General features: G+C 50.8%; 17 protein-coding genes. 13 read left to right on the top strand and 4 right to left on the bottom strand.

Annotated features, from left to right (window positions below):
* The first annotated feature begins 17 nt into the window (after positions 1 to 17).
* From H70357_RS27940 to H70357_RS35505, 3 genes are all read left to right on the top strand, one after another.
* Positions 18 to 245, top strand: a complete 228-nt coding sequence (locus H70357_RS27940; protein ID WP_038596127.1) for a hypothetical protein — start codon at positions 18 to 20, stop codon at positions 243 to 245.
* 144 nt (positions 246 to 389) lie between these two features.
* Entirely contained in the window at positions 390 to 698 is a 309-nt protein-coding gene (locus H70357_RS27935; RefSeq protein WP_052092294.1) for a GNAT family N-acetyltransferase, read from the top strand.
* A complete protein-coding gene (locus H70357_RS35505; protein WP_331281774.1) occupies positions 667 to 918 on the top strand; it encodes a DUF4177 domain-containing protein in 252 nt (83 codons plus the stop codon). Before H70357_RS27935 ends, H70357_RS35505 begins: the two co-directional genes overlap by 32 nt.
* A 399-nt stretch (positions 919 to 1,317) precedes the next feature.
* Here H70357_RS35505 and H70357_RS27930 read toward each other — a convergent pair whose 3' ends face one another.
* Entirely contained in the window at positions 1,318 to 1,527 is a 210-nt protein-coding gene (locus H70357_RS27930; protein ID WP_038596124.1) for a hypothetical protein, read from the bottom strand.
* Between the two features lie 312 nt (positions 1,528 to 1,839).
* Here H70357_RS27930 and H70357_RS27925 point away from each other — a divergent pair, with 312 nt between their 5' ends.
* Both H70357_RS27925 and H70357_RS35500 read left to right on the top strand, forming a co-directional pair.
* Positions 1,840 to 2,502: a YheC/YheD family protein gene (locus H70357_RS27925; RefSeq protein WP_038596121.1), complete on the top strand. Its 663-nt coding sequence runs from the start codon at positions 1,840 to 1,842 to the stop codon at positions 2,500 to 2,502.
* A 325-nt stretch (positions 2,503 to 2,827) separates the two neighbouring features.
* Complete coding sequence (locus tag H70357_RS35500; protein WP_076112513.1) at positions 2,828 to 2,971, top strand: sporulation histidine kinase inhibitor Sda; 144 nt, start codon at positions 2,828 to 2,830, stop codon at positions 2,969 to 2,971.
* Positions 2,972 to 3,102: 131 nt separating this feature from the next.
* On the opposite strand, the gene H70357_RS27920 is transcribed toward H70357_RS35500, so the two are convergent.
* Positions 3,103 to 4,077, bottom strand: coding sequence for an NAD(P)/FAD-dependent oxidoreductase (locus H70357_RS27920; RefSeq protein ID WP_156131039.1), 975 nt, complete (start codon positions 4,075 to 4,077; stop codon positions 3,103 to 3,105).
* A gap of 328 nt (positions 4,078 to 4,405) precedes the next feature.
* Between H70357_RS27920 and H70357_RS27915 the strand changes: the two genes are divergently transcribed.
* From H70357_RS27915 to H70357_RS27905, 3 genes are all read left to right on the top strand, one after another.
* Positions 4,406 to 5,599 carry an NAD(P)/FAD-dependent oxidoreductase gene (locus tag H70357_RS27915; RefSeq protein WP_038596116.1) on the top strand — a complete coding sequence of 398 codons (1,194 nt, stop codon included), beginning with the start codon at positions 4,406 to 4,408 and terminating at the stop codon, positions 5,597 to 5,599.
* 1 nt (position 5,600) lies between these two features.
* Entirely contained in the window at positions 5,601 to 5,849 is a 249-nt protein-coding gene (locus H70357_RS27910; protein WP_038596114.1) for a hypothetical protein, read from the top strand.
* Between the two features lie 202 nt (positions 5,850 to 6,051).
* The gene (locus tag H70357_RS27905) at positions 6,052 to 12,471 is read left to right on the top strand and encodes a phosphodiester glycosidase family protein (RefSeq protein WP_038596111.1); all 6,420 of its coding nucleotides are present in this window, start codon (positions 6,052 to 6,054) and stop codon (positions 12,469 to 12,471) included.
* Between the two features lie 121 nt (positions 12,472 to 12,592).
* Here H70357_RS27905 and hemQ read toward each other — a convergent pair whose 3' ends face one another.
* Positions 12,593 to 13,351: a hydrogen peroxide-dependent heme synthase gene (gene hemQ, locus H70357_RS27900; RefSeq protein WP_038596109.1), complete on the bottom strand. Its 759-nt coding sequence runs from the start codon at positions 13,349 to 13,351 to the stop codon at positions 12,593 to 12,595.
* 257 nt (positions 13,352 to 13,608) lie between these two features.
* Here hemQ and H70357_RS27895 point away from each other — a divergent pair, with 257 nt between their 5' ends.
* The 3 genes from H70357_RS27895 (at position 13,609) to dnaI (ending at position 16,631) form a co-directional block, all read left to right on the top strand.
* A complete protein-coding gene (locus tag H70357_RS27895; RefSeq protein ID WP_038596106.1) occupies positions 13,609 to 13,905 on the top strand; it encodes a YuiB family protein in 297 nt (98 codons plus the stop codon).
* A 203-nt stretch (positions 13,906 to 14,108) separates the two neighbouring features.
* Entirely contained in the window at positions 14,109 to 15,650 is a 1,542-nt protein-coding gene (locus H70357_RS27890) for a replication initiation and membrane attachment family protein (protein WP_038596104.1), read from the top strand.
* A gap of 24 nt (positions 15,651 to 15,674) precedes the next feature.
* Positions 15,675 to 16,631, top strand: coding sequence for a primosomal protein DnaI (gene dnaI / locus H70357_RS27885; protein WP_038600668.1), 957 nt, complete (start codon positions 15,675 to 15,677; stop codon positions 16,629 to 16,631).
* Between the two features lie 259 nt (positions 16,632 to 16,890).
* Here the strand turns inward: dnaI and H70357_RS36100 are convergent, their stop codons facing one another.
* Entirely contained in the window at positions 16,891 to 17,049 is a 159-nt protein-coding gene (locus H70357_RS36100; RefSeq protein ID WP_144024388.1) for a YqzM family protein, read from the bottom strand.
* A gap of 351 nt (positions 17,050 to 17,400) precedes the next feature.
* Here H70357_RS36100 and trxA point away from each other — a divergent pair, with 351 nt between their 5' ends.
* Positions 17,401 to 17,718 (top strand): thioredoxin, encoded by a 318-nt coding sequence (trxA, locus tag H70357_RS27880; RefSeq protein ID WP_038596102.1) that lies wholly within the window; start codon positions 17,401 to 17,403, stop codon positions 17,716 to 17,718.
* 130 nt (positions 17,719 to 17,848) lie between these two features.
* Entirely contained in the window at positions 17,849 to 19,858 is a 2,010-nt protein-coding gene (gene uvrC / locus H70357_RS27875; RefSeq protein WP_038596098.1) for an excinuclease ABC subunit UvrC, read from the top strand.
* Positions 19,859 to 19,997: the final 139 nt, after the last annotated feature.

The following is a 19,997-nucleotide window of genomic DNA, read 5'->3' as shown; positions in this document are numbered from 1 at the left end:
ATGGGAAGGGCCGTTTAGTGTCAAAGATACTGAAAGAGGCGTTAATATACGCTTTGATATTTATAACTATTCCAACAGTAATCAATCTTATCTTCACACCAGAAGATGTTGCAGACCTTTTTGATTACGGCTTTTGGGTAGGCACAGGACTTTTCCTGACAGCTTTTTTTATTGTTTTTGTACTGGTTTTCTTGGTGCTTTTGCTAAAACGTACTTTTCGCAAATCTCCAGAGAAACGTTTGTAACACCCTTCATGACGTGCAGAATGAGACTTCAAGGTTAATCGCCTTGGAGTCTTTTTGTATTTCCAATATTTAGTGTGCCTGATATACTGGAGCATAAATGAACCATACGGCACATTACTATTGATATTAAGGAAGTGATCTGAATTGATCATTGAAACACAACGGCTGATGATCAGGGAATTTTCGCCCGGGGATTGTGCAGCGGTTCACAGCTACGCATCGGACCCAAGGGTAGTAGAGCATATGATGTGGGGGCCCAACACGGAAGAGGAAACAAGAGCCTATCTTCATTTAACAATCAGCCAACAGCATCAGGAACCGCGTAAAGTTTTTGAATTTGCAGTGGTTCTAAAAGAGACCAACCAGCTGATTGGCGGCTGCGGAATTCATACGCCTGAGCAGGGCCAGGGAGAGATAGGTTATTGCTTTAATTCCCGGTATTGGGGGCAGTGAGAAAGGAGCGGACACATGGAGCGATGGGAATATCAAAACAATTAAATTTAAGACCGGCGGATTTTGGGGCGGCAGAGTTGATAATTCGGAATTTCAGGAGGAGCTGAATTTTTATGGTAAGGAGGGCTGGGAGCTTGTATCCTGTTTTGACACCAGCCAGGCACAGGGGGCTTCCAAAGATGTCATTGTTGTCTTTAAGAGAAAGCTGATTGGGCCGTAAAGTACGGGAATGAGGTTGAACCCTCTCTTGCAGCGATATTGCCCATTACCTGCGCGTCATAGCAATTGCTTCTATATAAGTTGAACTAAAGAACTACCTAGAGGCAAAAGCAGCGGAGGGGAATTTTGGAACTGGAGGAACGGTAGTGTCCGCCTTTGTCTTCGGATTTCTACCGCTAAATAGCGGTTAAAATCAAGAAATCCGAAGACAACAGCGGCCGGAAGTCCAAATATTCACCGCAGTTGCGTTCTATGCCGGCTTGGTAAGTCTAAAGTTCAACTTATATATATAAGTAGTTAATAGATCTCAGCGAATGAAGCTGTCCATCTGCACAAGCCATCCTCTCACTCCTTCATAGAGTATAGTATCTGCAATGAAGGAGTGAAACGATCGCCGCAATCAGGCCGGAAGGATAAACTTGAAGTTAATCATAAACACGATTAAAGCGGCGGCCCCCATGGAGAAGGCGATACAACTGGCGCCAAGCACTCTGCGGCGGTCTTTTATAAACTTGAAGCCGAGCGCGCAGACAAGGATGGTGGTACCCGCCAATACAACAGACATGCCAACCATAGCCACCCAATACAATACCTCGAACAATTGTGCCACTAAGGATCCCTCCTCTTACCGCAATAATACAATGAATTTTAAGATTATTCCAGTTAGTCTGCAGAGGCTCTATATCGAATCATTTCTATTGAATCGTCAAAATAACCGCGCTGTTGCCGTCAAAAAAATGATTGTCGGATGATGCGGATGAATACAGCGCAGTGCGGATAAAGTCCCAGGACATACGGCCCCGGAGCCATATGCCCTTTTTTGCTGTGAACGCCTTCTTACACGGACAATCATACAGGAAGGCGGGGCCGCTCCTGAGTAATGTATAGGGTAGGCTGGGAATGCGAAAGGAGCGGGATTAAAATGGCGGGAAGACAACTGGCCAGCAAATGGCTGAAGACCGAAGCGCTGCTTAGCGATGCGCGGGTTGCCGGTTACATTCCGAGAACAAGGGAATACAGTGCTGCCGGGCTGCTTAAAATGCTGAGAAGTTATGGGAATGTTGTGATTAAACCTGTCGTAGGCGGCGGGGGTTACGGAGTAATTAAAGTGTTTCTGGACGGGCGTGGATACGGCTTCACATATATGGACAAAACACGCGTGTACGGGGATTTCTCTTCCATGAGGCAGGCGCTCGAGCGTGTGAAGGTAAGACGAAAATATTTGATGCAGCAGGGCATCTCACTGGCCCGGATTGCCGGGCGCCCGATTGATTATCGGGTTAAGGTAGTAAAGAACGGAGCCCGTTGGGAGTTTCGCTCCATGGTGGGAAGATTAGCTCGTCCGGGGCTGTTCGTGACCAACCTGTGCAAGGGCGGAACGATGATGAGCTGCCGTGAAGGGCTGAGAAAATCGTTGCCCCGCAACAGAACGGCCACCAAAAAAGCGGAGATGCGGCGTCTAACCTTGGTATGTACAGAGCTGATGGAACGTCATTTTCCGGGAATAGGCGAGTTGGGTTTTGATTATGCTATAGATAATTCCGGGAAAATTTGGATTCTGGAAGTAAATACAAGACCACAATAAATAAACATTATTTTAAGAATTGACGATAGTAATAGTAATAAGATAGAATAGCGTTTAGTTATGCCGCTTATGAGGTAATATGAGGTAATAAATGTTAAATATTTGAACATAACAAAAATATTTTTGCTGAATATTCTGTGGTTTGTTCCTGTGCATAACTATTATCCCCATAGTCCACTGCGCAGCATGGGCCTTCGCAACCCTTACTCACATATTATGCACAGGATTTCCACAGCTGGCTGTGGATAATGAGAACGCTTGTTCGAAAAATGATAGTTTGCTATGATAGATTCAGATCCAAATAAAGGAAAGGTAGGTGAACGTTATGGTTGAATTGTCGGATGAGATGTTGTTGGACTCTTATCAGAGAGCTATAGAGCTCCAATTAGAGCATGATTTCATCGCTCTTTTACTCGCTGAAATTCGCAAACGGAACTTACACTCTCCAGTACATGCGGTTCTACATTAAAGATCATAGACTATTTCTGCAGCAGCTGCTTATCTTTAACCGCAAGCGGCACTAAATAGGGTATCTTTTCAAGTTGAAGTGGAATCAACCTGAAAGGATACCCTTTTATTGTGAAAGTATTGGCAGTTGGCTTAAAGCTTAAGATTGCTGCTATGTCCCGGTGAAAGCTTGGCTTCAGGGTCGATATATACCTTGGCATTGTTCACAGCGGTAGGCGCCTCGCCGAATCCTACAGCGATCAGCTTCAGCTTGCCCGGATAGGTGGTAATATCGCCGGCAGCGAAGATTCCCGGAATGCTTGTTTCCATACGCGAGTCAACAACGATGGAGTTGCTCTCAATGTTAATGCCCCATTCAGCGATAGGTCCAAGAGAAGAAACGAAGCCGAAATTGACGATTACGCTGTCGACTTCAATTTCCTGTGTTTCTTTGGTCTTAATATGGGACAAGGTGACCTTGGTAATAAATTCTTCACCATGCAGCTCTGTGATCTCCGAAGGGGTAATTACCTTCACCTTGGAGGCCATGAGATTCTCTACACTGTGCTCGTGGGCGCGGAATTTATCGCGGCGGTGAATCAGGGTTACCTGCTCGGCGATCGGTTCCAGCATAAGTGCCCAGTCCACTGCGGAATCCCCGCCGCCGCTGATCAGCACCTTCTTGCCTTTGAATGCATTCAAATCGTTTACAAAATAATGCAGATTGGCTTTCTCAAAACGCTGTGCATCTGCTACCTCCAGGCGACGCGGTTCAAACGCGCCTACGCCGGCGGTAATGATGACAGCCTTGCTATGGTATTCCGCTTTATCGGTAGTGACGACGAAATGGCGTTCGTCACGTTTCTCGACAGATACGACCTTTTCTTCTAAACAGATGTTAGACTGGAACAGGTCCATTTGCCGTGAAAGGTTGTCAACCAGTTCCTGTCCGGTAACTTTGGGGAATCCTGCCACATCGTAAATATATTTTTCGGGATAAAGAGCAGCGAGCTGCCCTCCCAATTGGGGCATACTTTCAATAAGGGTTACTGATGCCTGACGCATTCCGCCGTAGAAGGCAGCAAACATGCCGGCCGGACCGCCGCCTATAATTAGAAGGTCGCTCATAGGAACGCCGGATTGCTCTAATGTCACGTAATATTACACCTCCGAGTTGATATATTCAATTTGCCATACTAGTGTACTTACTCATTATAAACATTGTGGGACCACCCTGCAAAGGCTTTAAATGACCTGAAAATTGTGACGTTTTTTCGCATGATAATATTTGATTAAAACGGTACTAAGGTTTACAATGGATATGGTTATTTTAGAAATCCTTTAAGTTTAATTGGAAATTCTTCTGAATTTAAGTGTATAAATTCACAAAAGAACGCTAAATATTTTTACAAAAAATAACACATAGACAGATTTACCTGTTGGAAGGAGCCGGAACATGAGCAGTATTCCAAAAATCGTTATCCTAGGCGCGGGATATGGAGGTATTTTAACTGCCCAGCGGCTGCAAAAGGCTTTGAATTACAATGAAGCCGATGTGACGCTAGTTAACCGACATGAGTATCACTATTTCACTACCCACCTGCATATGCCTGCTGCGGGAACGGACAGCATTGAACATACACGCGTATCTATCTCCAAACTGATTGATGAATTCAAGATTGATCTCGTGAAATCTTCCGTGCAGGAAATCCGTACCCAACAGAAAAAAGTCATTCTCGAGGACGGTACGCTCTCGTATGATTACCTTGTGATCGCGCTAGGCGGCGAGCCTGAAACGTTCGGCATTCCGGGACTTGATAAATATGCTCTTACTATTCGCAGCATCAATTCGGTACGGCTGATCCGCGAGCATATCGAATATCAATTTGCCAAATACAAGAATGAGAACAATGCACAGGAGCATATCAATTTCGTTGTGGGCGGCGCGGGTTTCAGCGGCATCGAATTTGTAGCTGAGCTGGCTGACCGTATCCCTGCGCTGTGCAAAGAATATGATGTAGATCCTAGTATGGTGAATATCTACAACGTGGAAGCGGCACCGACGGCGCTACCGGGCTTTGCCCCTGAGCTGGTTGAGCATGCGATGACGGTGCTTACGAAGAAGGGCGTAACCTTCAAGATCGGAGTAGCTATTAAGGAATGTCTGCCGAATGGCGTTATTCTCGCAACCGGCGAGGAAATCAAGGCTTCCACAATCGTCTGGACCGGCGGAATCCGCGGCAACCGGCTGATCGAAGCTGCCGGTTTTGAAGCGATGCGCGGACGTGTGAAGATAGATGAATATCTGCGCGCACCGGGACATGAGAATATCTTTATTATTGGCGACGGCTCCCTGATGATTAATCCGGAAGGACGCCCTTATCCGCCGACGGCACAAATTGCCATGCAGCAGGGCGAATGTTGCGCATTTAACCTGGTGGCGGCGATCCGCAGCCAGCAGCCGAAGAAGTTCTCCTTCAGCAACAAAGGCACCGTAGCCTCCCTTGGAAAAGGACAAGGTATTGCCGTTGTAGGCGATAAGACATACAAAGGCTGGACCGCGGCGCAGCTGAAGAAGGTTGTGGATATGCGTTACCTGTTCATTATCGGCGGCATCCCTCTGGTGCTCAAAAAAGGAAGATTCCTTTAAGATGCGCCACTGCAGCGTGCAAGTTCGCGGACTGTTGACGCGTGAAGAGCTGGACCGTTATAACGGCCTGATTGAGGCCGGCTCCTATCTCGAGGATCAAAGCCGGTATGATCTGGCTTATCATGTCCAGAAGGAAATTGATGTGCTCATTCTCCCGGCAATCGAACGCCTGAAGGATAAGGGCCGGGCCCGCGACCGGGCAACGGCTGAATATCTGGAGAGCTTACGGGAAGATGACACGGACGAATAGCAACAAGCCTAATATGAAACGGAAAGCTTCCGGTGACGGGGAGCTTTTCGTTTTTTTTTCTGCGCACTAACAGATTCATGCCAGTGTTAACAATACAACCTACCCTATTTTATTCTCTCTTGATGTTCAGCACATAAGATGTACCCTATGAGATTGTCCAAATTTAGACAAAATGCGACAACCACTGGGAGGGTATAACGAAGTGCAAAAACATCTGCGAAAGTTCAATCCGGCAATCATTTTTCTGTTGCTCTTATCTATGTTTCAGCCAGGTGCAATGGCGAATGCCGCAATTGCTGAACTGCCAGCCAGCGAATACGGCACGGTTATGGATATGCGCAAGACGGAGTTGGCACCGGGTGCGATCTATACCTGGATGGATATTAAAGATGAAAGAGGACGGCAAAAAGTACATACCGTGGAGTTCAATCCGCAGAATACAGGCCTGCAGCTGCGGGCCGGAACGAAAAACGGCAAGGTATACGGAATGCAGGGTGTAACAGGTATGGCAACATATGCGGATGCACCGGGAAACCGTGTAATTGCAGGCATTAACGGTGATTTCTATGAAATATCCGGCTATGCCACCGGTGTTCCGAATGGCCTGTTTATGGATGAGGGGGTTATTCTGAACAGCGGAGGATCATATGCTTTTGGGTTAAAAGCGGATGGCACCTCTATTTATGGACAGCCGGAGCTGTCTATGAGCGTGACGGTGAACGGGAAAACAACGCCGCTGAACAGTATCAACCGTTACCGGAATACGGATCAGCTCGTACTCTATACGAAGGATTACAACAGCTCAACGAAATCAACTGCTGATGGCGATGAAATCGTACTGGATATCGCTGAGGGCGAAGTCAAAAGCGGACAAACCCTGAAGCTGAAGGTATCGGAGGTCCGGACAAGCCAAGGTGATACTCCGCTTGCCCAAGGCAAGGTGGTGCTGTCCGCGCATGGCGCCTCCAGGTCCGTATTGCAAGGATTGGCACCCGGAGATGAGGTCACTGCCGCATTTGCACTGAAGGGAGAATGGAAGGATGTCGCACTGGCAATCGGCGGGCAGGGACCGCTAATCAAAGACGGGGTTGTACAAACGGGCGTCGGGCCGGCAGGAGTGCATCCGCGGACAGCCATTGGTACGAAAGCAGACGGCAGCGTGGTGCTTTTTGAAATTGACGGCCGTTCTCCCGGGTTCAGCGAAGGGGTGGAAACAGAGGAACTGGCAAAAATCCTGAAGGATCTTGGCGTCGTATACGCCATGAATCTGGATGGGGGAGGATCTTCGACCTTTGTGGCGAGAATGCCGGGGACGAACGGAGTCAAGATGCTGAATCAGGGGTCGGACGGCTTTGAACGGCAGACCGGCAACGGATTGCTGCTCGTCAACACCGCTCCTGAATTGACTGTGGCCTCGAAGCTTGCGATCCAGCCGAATGCTGACAGGATTTTGAAAGGTTCCAGCTTTACCTTCACTGCTGCAGGCATGGATGAAAATGGCCACCCTGCTGCGTACACGGGGGCGCTGAATTGGCAAGTTGATCCGGTTCTGGGGACTATAAATGAACAGGGTGTCTTTACTGCCGGTTCTACAGCCGGAGTAGGCAAAATTAGTGCGGGAGCCGGGAATGCGCAGGGAGAAGGCGAGATTGAAGTCGTCGAAACGCTGACGGAGCTGGAATTCCCCGATGAAATCAAGACATACACATCCGGCCAGTCCGCTCAGTTATCGGTAAAGGCGCTGCGGGGCGGACAGACTATCCAGGCTGACAACCATAGCTTTGAATGGCGTGTGGAAGGTGAAATTGGCACGGTGGATAAGAACGGGTGGTTTCAGGCAAGCAATGAGAACGGAAAAAACGGTAGGATTTACGTGAAATATGGCAGTGTGGAAACCTCCTTTGAAGTGAATGTCGGTTTGCCGCCTGTTATGCTGGAGAATTTTGAAGCGGGGATCGACAAATATAAGGCAGCCAGTGCGGCAGCCAACAGCGTAACGCTGGAGGAAGTGACAGATCAGGACTTTATCCGCAGCGGAGACAGGGCGCTGAAGCTGGAATATGATTTTATTGGAAAAACAGGCACCTCAGGAGCTTATGTCGCGGCAACGTCGACAGAGAATCGGATTCAGATACCGGGTTATCCGGAGAAAATCAGTATGTGGATCTATGGAGACGGGCAGAAGCACTGGCTGCGCGGCCAGATCCGCGACGGCAACAATGCGGCGGTTCCGGTAGATTACACTGATCAGGTGAACGGTGTGAATTGGACAGGCTGGAAATATGTCGAAGTGGCGGTGCCTAAAGGTAAAACAACCCCGTTGTCGATGGATATGCCTGTCCGTTATATGGAGACCAGCAATCTGAAAAAAACAAAGGGTGCCATTTATGTGGATGATATCCGCGCCCTCTATGGCCCCTTGGAAGAAGACCAAACACCGCCGGTCATTAAAAATGAGTATCCTGGCGCTAATGAGATGGTCAAGACGGCAACGCCGGCCCTTTCGGTGAACGGAGAGGATGCCGGCTACGATCCGGTTGCGCATCCGGGAACTACTTTAATCGATGCCTCGAAAGTGCGGTTATTTATTGACGACCAGCTCGTAGAGCACGGCTTCTATCCTCCTAAGGGACAAATTACGTACAAGCCCAAGCTTCCGCTTGCGGAAGGCCGGCATAAGGTGAAGCTTGCGATCCGCGACCTCAGCGGCAATCAGACGATTAAGGAATGGTATTTCACAGTGAATCTGGGATCTCCCTTCTATAAATATGTCACCCCTGAGGTTGTATACGCCGGGAATACCTACACTGTGGATATAACGGCGGAGAAGGCGGATAAGCTGAAGGAGGGTTCAGTTGCTTTTGCCTTTGACCCTGCGGCTGTCCGCGATCTGAAAGTAATTGCAGGCAGCAAGCTGACAGAAGGCCAGCTCGAACCGGTTATCGACGCGGCCAAGGGTACAGTGCTGCTGAAATTGAACCGAATCCATGAAGCAGGGCTTGAAGACAGTGACCTTCTGGGCCAGATTCAATATACGGTCCGCAATGATTATATCGGGCCTTATACATTGGAACAGCTTGGAGGACAGCTAAGCAAACCGCTGACCATTGAGAATACCTCCGGCTCTGTCACCTCGACAGAGGGCAGCGGAACGGCGATCAGCTTCATTGGTGCTTCACTTGAAAGTACAGTGATGACGCAGCTTAAGCTGGCCTGGAATCATTATGAGATCGCCAAAGGCCTGGCGGCTTCCTTCTCGGTAAGTGAAATGGAGGGGGGAGCGGCCTTCCAGGGAGCTAAACTGCTGATCGACGGTGTGGAAGCAGAGGGAGTATCCGGTGCGGACGGGCTGCTGACCACGAAGTCCGCTACTGTAGCGGAAGGGACGTTCAAGCTGCAGGCGGTAAAAGGCAACGCCTATAGTCCGGTGATGACGTTTAAGGTAGCGCCTTATGACGGCACGGCAGCCCCTCGCAACATCAATGTGACCATGGGCGAGGATGCCGATACCAGCCGGCGTTTTGCCTGGCAGACTCAGCCGCAGACAGAGGGCAGTGTAGTTGAATTGGTCAAGCAAGCTGAGTTCACCGGCTTCGAGGACAGCAAGGTGCTCAGAATTGAAGGCGCGAGCACCATCTACAACAGCAATAACGACGGAACGATGCGCGTGCATAAAGCGGAAGCGGCTAATCTTGAACCGGGAACGGCTTATGTATACCGGGTGGGGGACGGAGCGGCGAATGTAAGTGCCCAGGGTACATTTGTAACGAGCGGTGGAGACCGTGAAGCCACCAAGTTCCTTTTCATTGGAGATTCGCAGGCGGATTCGCAGGCAGGCTTCGAGCTATGGAAGAATACTGCGCAGCAGGCTTTCCAGTACATGCCGGATGCGGAAATGCTTGTGCATGCAGGAGATATGGTCGACAAGGGCTTCGAGCAGGAGCAGTGGAACTGGTGGTTCGGAGCTGCACAGGAACAGCTAATGCACACTTCGCTTGTGCCGATTATCGGTAACCATGAAGTGATGGGCACGAACGGTGACGGGGATTATCTGGCCCAGTTCAATAACCCGCAGAACGGTGCGGCGGGAGTTAAGGGAACAAATTTTTCATTTGATATCAAAGACACCCATTTTGTGGTGATGAACACGGAGCATGGCGAGGCGGAGTATAAGGAGCAGGCCCAGTGGCTCGATCAGGATCTGTCAGCCACGGACAAGAAGTGGAAGATCATTTTCTTCCATCAGGGACCTTACGGCAGCATCTATGCCAATGAACGGGTGCAGCAGGTCTGGGTGCCGGTATTTGACAAGCATAAAGTAGATCTCGTAATGAACGGACATGATCACATCTATATGCGCTCCTATCCGATGAACGGAGGGCAGCGGGTTGCCGAAGGCGAGGGCACCCGGTATGTCATCGGCGGATCATCCGGTCCCAAATTCTATGCGCTGACCGAAAGGTTCTGGCAGGAGAAAATTTATGACGAGGACGAGCAAATCTTTACTGCGGTTGAAATAAAAAATGACGGGATTACCGTCACTGCCCGAACGGTTGACGGACAGGAGATTGATCAACTGGTCATTGCCAAAGTGGCTCCGGAATCCGTTACACTGGACCGTACGGAAGCATTGCTTGAGCCTGGACAAAGTATGCAGCTGCATGCGCAGGTGCTTCCTGCCAATGCCTCCAAGGTAAAAATCCATTGGTCTGTTGTTTCCGAGCAGCCGGAGAACACGGTAACGGTTAATACTTACGGATTAGTGACCGCCCTTAAGCCGGGGACGGCAGTCGTAAGGGCAGCCGTTGAAGGCTACCCTGCTATATATGCGGAGAGCAAGATAGACGTGGATGCTCTGGAGTCGCTCTCTCTGCAAGGCAAGCAAGTATTACGGGCGGGAGATACCGATCAGACGGTAACTGAAGCTGTGTATGCCTCCGGAAAGCGGATAGCCGTAGTTGAAGGGCTGAGTTATTCCAGCCAGAATACTGATGTGGCCACGGTTGACGATCGAGGACAGGTTGAGGCGCATGCTGTTGGTTCAACTGTGATCTCGGTAACGTACAGAGAACTGGCCGCCCAGTATAAGCTTACGGTGTCAACGGACGGTACGCCAGTTATGACCGGTCTGGAGATCGAAGGCCCGGAAACCCTGGAACAGGGAAGCAAGGGCGTTGCGGTAGTTCAAGCCGTGTACAGTGACGGCAGCCTTGTGAAGCTGGCCAAGGGGGTTCTGTTCGAAACCTCCGATCCTAAAGTGGCGGAGATTAGCGAGTCTGGGGAAATACACGCGCTAAGTGCAGGAACAGTAAAAGTCCGTGGGGAGTATAACGGGATGAGTGCAGAGTACGGGCTGGTGGTGACCGCTGCCGGACAAGAGCCGACGCCAGTACCAACGCCGATACCGACGCCAACACCAACGCCAACACCGAGTTCACCCCCGGCACCTGGCGCGGTGATCTCCCCTGCTCCTTCTCCGACAGCTGCGGCAACGCTGGAACCCGGAGTCGTGGAGATTGCAGCTGCCCGGTTATCCGGAGAGCGGAATGCGCAAGGGGAAGTTGTAATTACAGCCGATCCAGCCTGGACGGAATTGATCCTGCCAGGGAATGCCGGTGAGTTGCTTGGCAAGGCTCCGCTTAGAATCCAATCGGCTGGCTTGTCCGTGGTGATTCCTGCCGGAGTGCTCGCCGAATTAAGCAGCAAGGTACCGGAAGGCGCAATCCCTGGCAGCACTATCTCATTGGCTGCTGAAGCAGTTGGCAGCGATACCGCGCAGGCCATGATCACCCGTGCAGCGCAAATGTCGGGAGCACGGCTGGAAGCGGCAAGTGAAGTGAGGGAATGGAAGCTTAGCCTTACAACGAAGCAGGGTCAGGAATTTGTCTTATCGCAATTTGCACAACCGGTTACTATTGCTTATGAGGCAATTCCACAGGGGAATAAAGAGCTGCTGGGTATTTACTATATTGGAGAAGACGGGGCGCTTAAGTATGCCGGCGGTAGATGGACCGAAGGCAGGCTGAGCACAGCTGTGAGCCATTTCAGTAAATATGCGGTTCTGCAATACGACAAAAGCTTTAGTGATTTGCCTGCAGAGCACTGGGCAACCGGCGCAGTGAAGCAGCTGTCTGCCAAACAGCTTGTGCAGGGAGTGTCTAGAGAACGGTTCGATCCGAACCGGGCGGTTACCCGTGCAGAGTTCACAGCAATGCTGGTGCGTTCACTGGGACTCAGCGGGCATACGGCTACAGGGTTTGCCGATGTGCAGCCGGACAAGTGGTACGCAGAGGCAATTTCTGCGGCGCAGCAGGCCGGAATTGTGAACGGTTTGTCGGGTTCCGCATTTGGGCCGGAAGCTGAAATTACCCGTCAGGAAATGGCAGTTATGCTCATTCGCGCTTACCGGTATGCAGCGGAGACACAGGTGACCACAGTCTCGACTGCGGCAGCTTTTGCCGATACAGCAGACGCTCCGCAATGGGCCAAGACGGCTATTGAAGAGGCCGTGCGCTTAGGTCTCTTGCAGGGTCGTGCCGCAGGACGCTTTGAGCCGAAGCAGAACGGTACACGTGCCGAAAGTGCACAAATGATTGTGAATCTGCTCCAGTATATGAAATAGGCAGTAACGGAAAGTAAACGCACAAACAGACCGCAGCGGTTAGGCTGCGGTCTGTTTGTGCGTATCTATGAACCCGGCATAAAAGCCATGATATGAAATACAGTGTGCGGCTGTCCGGGGATTACAGCTTCAGCATCTCTTCGAAGCTCTCCGGAGTCAGCAGATTGCCGACATAGAAAGGGCCGAATTCGCCGTAGCGGGCGCTGACTTCATCGAAACGCATTTCGTAGACCAGCTTCTTGAACTGGAGCGCATCCTCGGCGAACAGTGTAACGCCCCATTCCCAATCATCAAAACCGACGGAGCCGGTAATAATCTGTTTTACCTTGCCGGCGTAACCGCGTCCGATTAGGCCATGGGAATACATCAGCTCACGGCGTTTCTCCATATCGAGCATGTACCAGTTGTCAGCAAGCTCGCGTTTCTTGTTCATCGGATAGAAGCAGATATGTTTGGCTTGCGGCAGAATCGGCTTTAGGCGGGCTGCCACATGCGGATTCAGCATGGGATCGCTGCCATCCCCGGCGCTTCCGCCGGCAGCATAGTTGCTAAGTTCAACAATACTGACGTAAGAGTAGGACTTGGTGGTATATTGGGCAAAGGCGATTTTGTTGAAGGCGGTCTCAAGGCTATTCAAAGCTTCCAGGCTTTCGCGCAGAAACATCATCACGAAATCAGCCTTCTGGCCGACAATGGCGTATACAGCGGAGCTTCCTTCCTTGGCTTCTTCAACCGGGCCCCATTCCTGCATAAAAGCATGCAGCTCCTCCAGGGCAACGGCACGCTCTTCATCATCGGCAGCCGTCCAGGCCGTCCAGTTCAGCGAGCGGAAGTCATGCAGTGCATACCAGCCTTCCAGTGTCAAAGCGGCTTCGTTCATGTTCTCACTCCTTAAAAGTAGAAATAACTTTGCGTAAAATCAGCTTCGAAAGCATACGCTTCTATGTATGATCCGATTGATCTATTTGCATTGTATCGCATGCGGGAGGCCCAGAGCAAACCCTGACACCGGCATTTGAGTTGAATGGAGCGTGAGCTGCAATAATGTTCATTGCTTCGTTACATTTTTTCTAGTAAACTTACTATTAATTAAGGCTTAGTGTGCGGTTCTTTATAGAGAGAGGGGATGGCGGTACGATGGGATTTATTCCTGTGTTGGTTCTGGCCGTTTTATTCTTTGTCATGATGTTCGGCATTGGCTTTATCCTCAATATGTTAATGAAGACCACCTGGTTTCCCGCATATCTGTTCGTGATTGTCATTCTGCCGATCGTAATTTATTCCATCTGGGATAGAAGCGCCATGACGCTCTGGGAGCATTTGTCCACCTTTCATATTGTGGATTATCTTACGGGGATTGCCGGACTTGCGGGTGCGGTGCTCAGCGGCTGGACGATCCAGAAACTGCGGCTTGGCGGCTATAAAATGTTCTGATAAAGATTTACATCACACAGAAACGGCTGCACTCAGGCCGTTTTTTTCTTTTTTGCCCGCTATCGCCAGCAAGTGTTCATAAGGGGCCGATAATGCGGCGAAATGCGCCTTATTTGGTTCTTTTTTTACATTTCCGGCCGGGTGTTTTGTGATAGAATAGAAATCTATATGAATTCGTGTAGAAAAGGGGGAGGTATCCGCAGATGCGTATGAGCAACTTGCATCATTTCACCGAACATCATCGGTACTGCGTTTCCCGCGAATTCGGTCTAAGCAGTGTGGATGGACGTATGCTGGGTTCGGTCTATCAGCCGATGGTCGGAGCCTTTGCAATCAGCCTTTACAGGCTGCTGTTTGAACATATTCCGGCTGAAGCAATCGGCTACTCCACAGTGGAGCAGCAGCGCAGGCTGTTTATGACGCTTGGAGTTGAACCGAATGAGAAGGGCCGCAAATATTTAGTGGATCAGGCTTCCCGGCTGGAAGCGGTGGGGCTGCTTCAGACCTGCCGGATCTATGTCGGGGAAACCGAGGATTATATGTATGAATACGAGCTGCTGCCGCCGCTGTCGCCGGCTGACTTTTTTGCAACTCAGCATTTGACGCTGCTCCTGCGGGACAAGATCGGCAAATTCGCAGTGCTGTCGCTGCGCGAGCAGTTCTGGAACCGCGAGCCGGAGGAATGGAGCCGCCGGTCGATTGGCAAAGAGAATATTTCCCTGCCCTTTTATGATATCTTTCAATTGAATACCCATGTGATAGATTATGAGCTGGAGCAGGCGCTGGCCGAGGTAGCTACAGTCCGCCAGCCGGGGACGCGCGAAAGCGGCGAGCCGGCCATCGGCTACAGCGATATTATTTTGCGGTTCCCCAGGGAATCGGTCAACCGGGTTCATGTTGAGAAGCTGCGTTTTGATCATACCCAGATGGGTGTCATTAATTATGTGGCCCATAAGTATGAGCTGAGTCCCCAGGATTTAAGCCGCCTGCTGGATGAGGACGGGGTCTTTACGCCTGACGGCGAGGTCATTCTTGATACGCTGCAATACAAGGCGAGCCAGCATTTCCGCCAGGATATGAAGCGGCAGGAGAAACGGGAGATCGCTGCGGCCAAGGTAGTCTCGCTGCGCTCAGCTGCGGCTGAGGAAGGCGATGATTCCATTGCTCCGCCGGAGCAGTCGGTTGAGATGGAATATTATGTGGAGGTTCCTCCGCAATTCATGTCCAAATGCGATATTCACCAATATAATATGATGCTGCGCAACGAGCCTTATACACGGCTGCTGCAAACCTTTTTTCCGGGTGCGGTGCCGGGCCAGCTGATGGATATTTTTGAGAAAATAGATCTGAACTACAAACTCAGCGGTGAAGTCATCAATGTGCTGATTCACTATCTGATGACGATGGTGGCTTCGGGCGGCGATCAGCGGATGAACCGCAATTTCGTTGAGGCGATCGCCTCCAATATGCTGGTGAAGCAGGTGAACACGTACGAGAAGGCGGTACGCTACATCCGTGACCAGTCGAAGGTCAAGGGCAAAGGAGCGGCATCCGGCTCCACCGGCGCGTCCGGAACACGCCAGCGTTCTTATGCGAAGAACGGGCGCTCCGCCAAGCCGGAAATTCCGATGGTGCTGGATGACGGCAGTGCCGGAACCGTATCGGAAGAGGAATTCGCGGCGATGATGAAGAAAGCGGCCGAGATTAAGGCCAGTAAGAAAAAGGGCGTTTCGAAGACGCCGTAAAGAAAGCGAGGTGCGGAAATGGCAATGGAGTCTATGGGCGAAGTGCTGCGTTCGATGAACAATTCCGCTCTGCGCCAGCGTTCGCGCGATCTTGAGCAGAATCTGCTGAACCATCCTTTGGTCAAGCAGCTGCAGGCTGAGCATCCGGAGCTGGAGGAGTCGCGGCTCAAGGTTCACTTGAGCCGGTTATATCAATATGTCGAGGAGAGCCGCCACTGTGCAAACTGTCCCGGCCTGGAGAAATGCCCGAATGATTTCCCCGGGCACTACAGCAAGCTTACAGTTGAGACCGTTAACGGCTCGTCGGATCTATATGAACGCAAGACAGCCTGCAATCTTAAGGTGGCGCAGGATAATCAGGACAGCATCCGCAAACGGATCCGCAGCTTCTATGTAGACGAACGTGTGCTGAACGGCGGTTATGACGAGATGGATATTATGGGCAAGGACCCGCGCAGGGCCTCAGCCGTGAATAAAATATTTGATTATATTGAAAGAATCAAAGAAAACGGACTTACTTCGCAGGGGATTTACCTGCACGGCACTTTCGGAACAGGCAAAACGTTCCTGATGTGTTACCTGCTCCATGAGCTGGCGGTTGCAGGGTATAGCGGTGTGATTGTGTACATGCCCGATTTTATCGAGGATCTGAAGTCGATCATGCTGGACGGCCAGAAATTGAAGGAAACCGTCGATACCCTGAAGAATTGCGATTTGCTTATCTTTGATGACATCGGTGCGGAGAACCTGAATCCGTGGGCCCGCGACCATGTGCTCGGAGCAATCCTCAACTACCGGATGAACCGTAAACCTACCTTCTATACCTCGAATTATCCGCTGGACGGTCTGGAGAAGCATCTGAGCTTCACCAGCAAGGACGGCGAAGAGCTCTACAAAGGCCAGCGGCTGATGGATCGTATCGCTCCGTTTGTCGAGGTTATTCCCCTGCACGGGGAGAATCAGCGCGGAACAGGCAGATAAGGCGAAGAGCCGGCTTTATAATAAACATACAAACAGCGGCAGCCCGGGACGTTAAGTCCAAGGTGCCGCTGTTTTTTTTGAAAATATGTTTCACACGATAACTTATCCTTCTATTTCTCGCTGAAACGGTACCGTCCTTAAAAAGGACGGCAAAGCCGTTTCCACTTGGGCCATAAACCGGATTGACACAAACAAACCTCCAGCGTTTTCCTTGTGGGGAAAGGCTGGAGGTTTGCGCTGTGTGATAAAGCCTGCCTGTCTATTCGGAGAGAATGAATTTGACGATTACCATTCCGAAGAAAACAAGCGTCATAAATCCCGTCATTCCAAAAAAACCGGCCAATAAATCACCTAAATCGTTGCGGGGCTCCTCATTGAAGTGTTCCCGCGGGTCCCGGACCTTAGCATTGACATCCATAGCTTGCTCCTCCTTGCGGTTGCATGCCTGCACTTAAATAGGTTACAGTTATACATGTGAGAGAAGTCATTGACAATTAATGCGCTTTCCTCAAGTATACGAACTCAGCAGTGAGATGTAAAGATGAGTTTCTCTTACAAAAAATAGATTTTATACAATGTAATTGTCTAAAACATTTCCCAAAAGCACTGTATATATGTTATACTGTTGATGTGTCGGTAAATGGTAATTTGGTTATCATATTACATGAAACATTTTTATCCCGCTAACATTTCGGAGTGAATTCGCTCGAACTAGCGTACGCTATAGAAGCGGATATTGCTTCGCAAAACTTAAAGGAGGAACAATATCATGGCTATCGTGAACGTGTCTGACCAATCCTTCGTCGGCGAAGTGGAAGGTCAAGGTACTGTTGTAGTAGATTTCTGGGCACCTTGGTGCGGCCCTTGCAAAATGCTTGCCCCTATTCTGGAGGAATTGTCCACCGAGCTGGGAGACAGCGTTAAAATTGCTAAATTGAATGTAGATGAGAATCCGGAAACGGCTTCCCGTTTTGGAGTAATGAGCATTCCTACGCTGATTTTCTTCAAAGACGGCCAACCCGTGGATAAAGTTGTAGGACTGAACTCCAAGGATTCCCTTAAGAATATCGTAGCTAAACATCAATAATTTCATTTGATGCTGCTGTACTTGGGCCGTTTTCGGCCCAATCGCCAAAGCGCCTCCGGTTTATCCGGAGGCGCTTTGTGTGCTAAACTTACCTTATAAGCTGCAGCCAAGTCTAGGTGGGGGAGAAATCATGGACTATAACGATAATATCCGCAATAAGCTGGCACTGCTGCCCGACCTGCCCGGGTGCTATCTGATGAAGAATGAAGAAGGCACCATCATTTATGTGGGCAAGGCCAAAGTGCTGAAGAACCGCGTCCGCTCTTATTTTACAGGCAGCCATAATGGTAAAACCCAGCGGCTTGTCGCCAATATTGTTGATTTTGAATACATCGTGACCTCCAGCAATATGGAAGCGCTCATTCTGGAGTGTAACCTGATTAAGAAGCATATGCCGCGTTACAATGTGCTTTTGAAGGACGACAAGACGTTCCCGTATTTGAAAATAACGAATGAAGCTCATCCGCGGCTTGAGGTTACGCGCCGGGTGATTAAAGATAAAGCGAAATATTTCGGACCCTATCCGAATGCTTACGCAGCCCATCAGACAAAAAAGCTGCTGGACCGGATGTATCCGCTGCGCAAATGCGGAGTAATGCCGAAAGAGGTCTGTCTCTATTATCATATGGGCCAGTGCCTGGCACCTTGCGAGAAGGAAGTGCCCAAATCCGCCTACGAGGAAATCACACAGAATATTGCCGCTTTTCTCGGGGGCGGCCATGAAGCGGTTAAGAAGGATTTGCAGCAAAAGATGCAGGAAGCCGCAGAGGAGCTGTACTTCGAGCGGGCCAAGGAATTACGTGACCAGATCATCCACATCGATGCCCTGATGGAGAAGCAGAAGATTAACACTGCGGATACCAAGGACCGCGACGTCTTCGGCTATGCTGTGGATAAAGGCTGGATGTGTGTGCAGATTCTGTACATGCGGCAGGGTAAAATGATTCAGCGCCATTCGTCTGCTTTTCCGTTCTACGGAGAGGCTTACAGTGACTTCATGTCTTATGTGACGCAGTATTACAGCGACAATCCGGCGTTGCCGCAGGAGATCCTGCTGCCGGATAAGCTGGAGGAAAGTACGGATAAACCGGCTCAGGCCACGGCTTCCGGCGACAGTGGGATGACCGGTGCGGGTGCGTTCACAGCGCTTGTTGCCGAGGCGGCCTCCGCTGATGAAGCTGCGGCGGAGACTGGTCAGGTAACGGCGCAGGATATGGCAGAGGATGCAGAAGAGCGTGAAGCCGCAGCGGCGGAAGCTGCTGCAGCCGGCACCGTGGATGCGGCCGGAGGGGCGGCAGCCTTGCAGGAATGGTTGAACGTCAAGGTACTTGTGCCGCAGCGCGGGCTCAAGAAGCAGATGGTCGGCATGGCCTGCCAGAACAGCCGTGTGGCGCTCGACGAGAAGTTCCGTCTCATTGAACGGGACGAGGAACGGACCTCTGGAGCGGCCCTCAGCCTCGGCCAGAGCCTGGGTCTGGAATCGCTCAGCCGGATAGAAGCCTTCGATAACTCGAATATTCAGGGAACCAATCCGGTGTCGGCGATGGTCGTATTCATTGACGGCAAGCCTGCCCGGAAGGAATACCGCAAATACAAGGTCCGCACGGTCCAGGGGCCGGATGACTATGAAACGATGCGCGAGGTTATCCGGCGGCGTTATGAGCGGGTGCTGAAGGAAGATCTGCCGCAGCCTGATCTGATTGTGGTCGACGGCGGGAAGGGGCAGATCTCCTCGGCCATCGACATCCTGCAGAACGAGCTCGGTCTTTACATTCCCGTCTGCGGTCTGGTCAAGGATGACAAGCACAAAACCGCCCAGCTGCTGATCGGCGACTCTGCCGAGCCGGTGCCGCTGGCGCGCGACAGCCAGGAATTCTATCTGCTGCAGCGTATCCAGGATGAAGTCCACCGCTTCGCGATCACCTTCCACCGCGAGCAGCGCGGCAAGTCGATGGTCACCTCGAAGCTGGACTCCATTCCGGGCATCGGTGATAAGCGGCGGAAGCTGCTGCTGAAGCATTTCGGCTCACTCAAGAAAATTAAGGAGGCCTCGATTGAGGATTTCCGCCCCCTCTCCATTGGCGAAAAGCTGGCGGGGCAGATTCTTGAGGCGCTGAAGGACGAGGAACCGTCCGTGTAGGCGTGCCGCTTCCATTGCAGCGGACTCCAGGCTGACCCCTACGGGTCGGCCTTTTTTTTTTGAGGGTTCAGATAAGGGTTGCGTCTCGGGGAGAGCCGAGCAGCGGCGGGCATTTGCGCGCCATCTTTTTATCGAATAA

The organism is Paenibacillus sp. FSL H7-0357, from assembly GCF_000758525.1.
GTDB lineage: Bacteria > Bacillota > Bacilli > Paenibacillales > Paenibacillaceae > Paenibacillus_AQ.
This window is presented reverse-complemented; position numbering and strand designations above follow the sequence as displayed.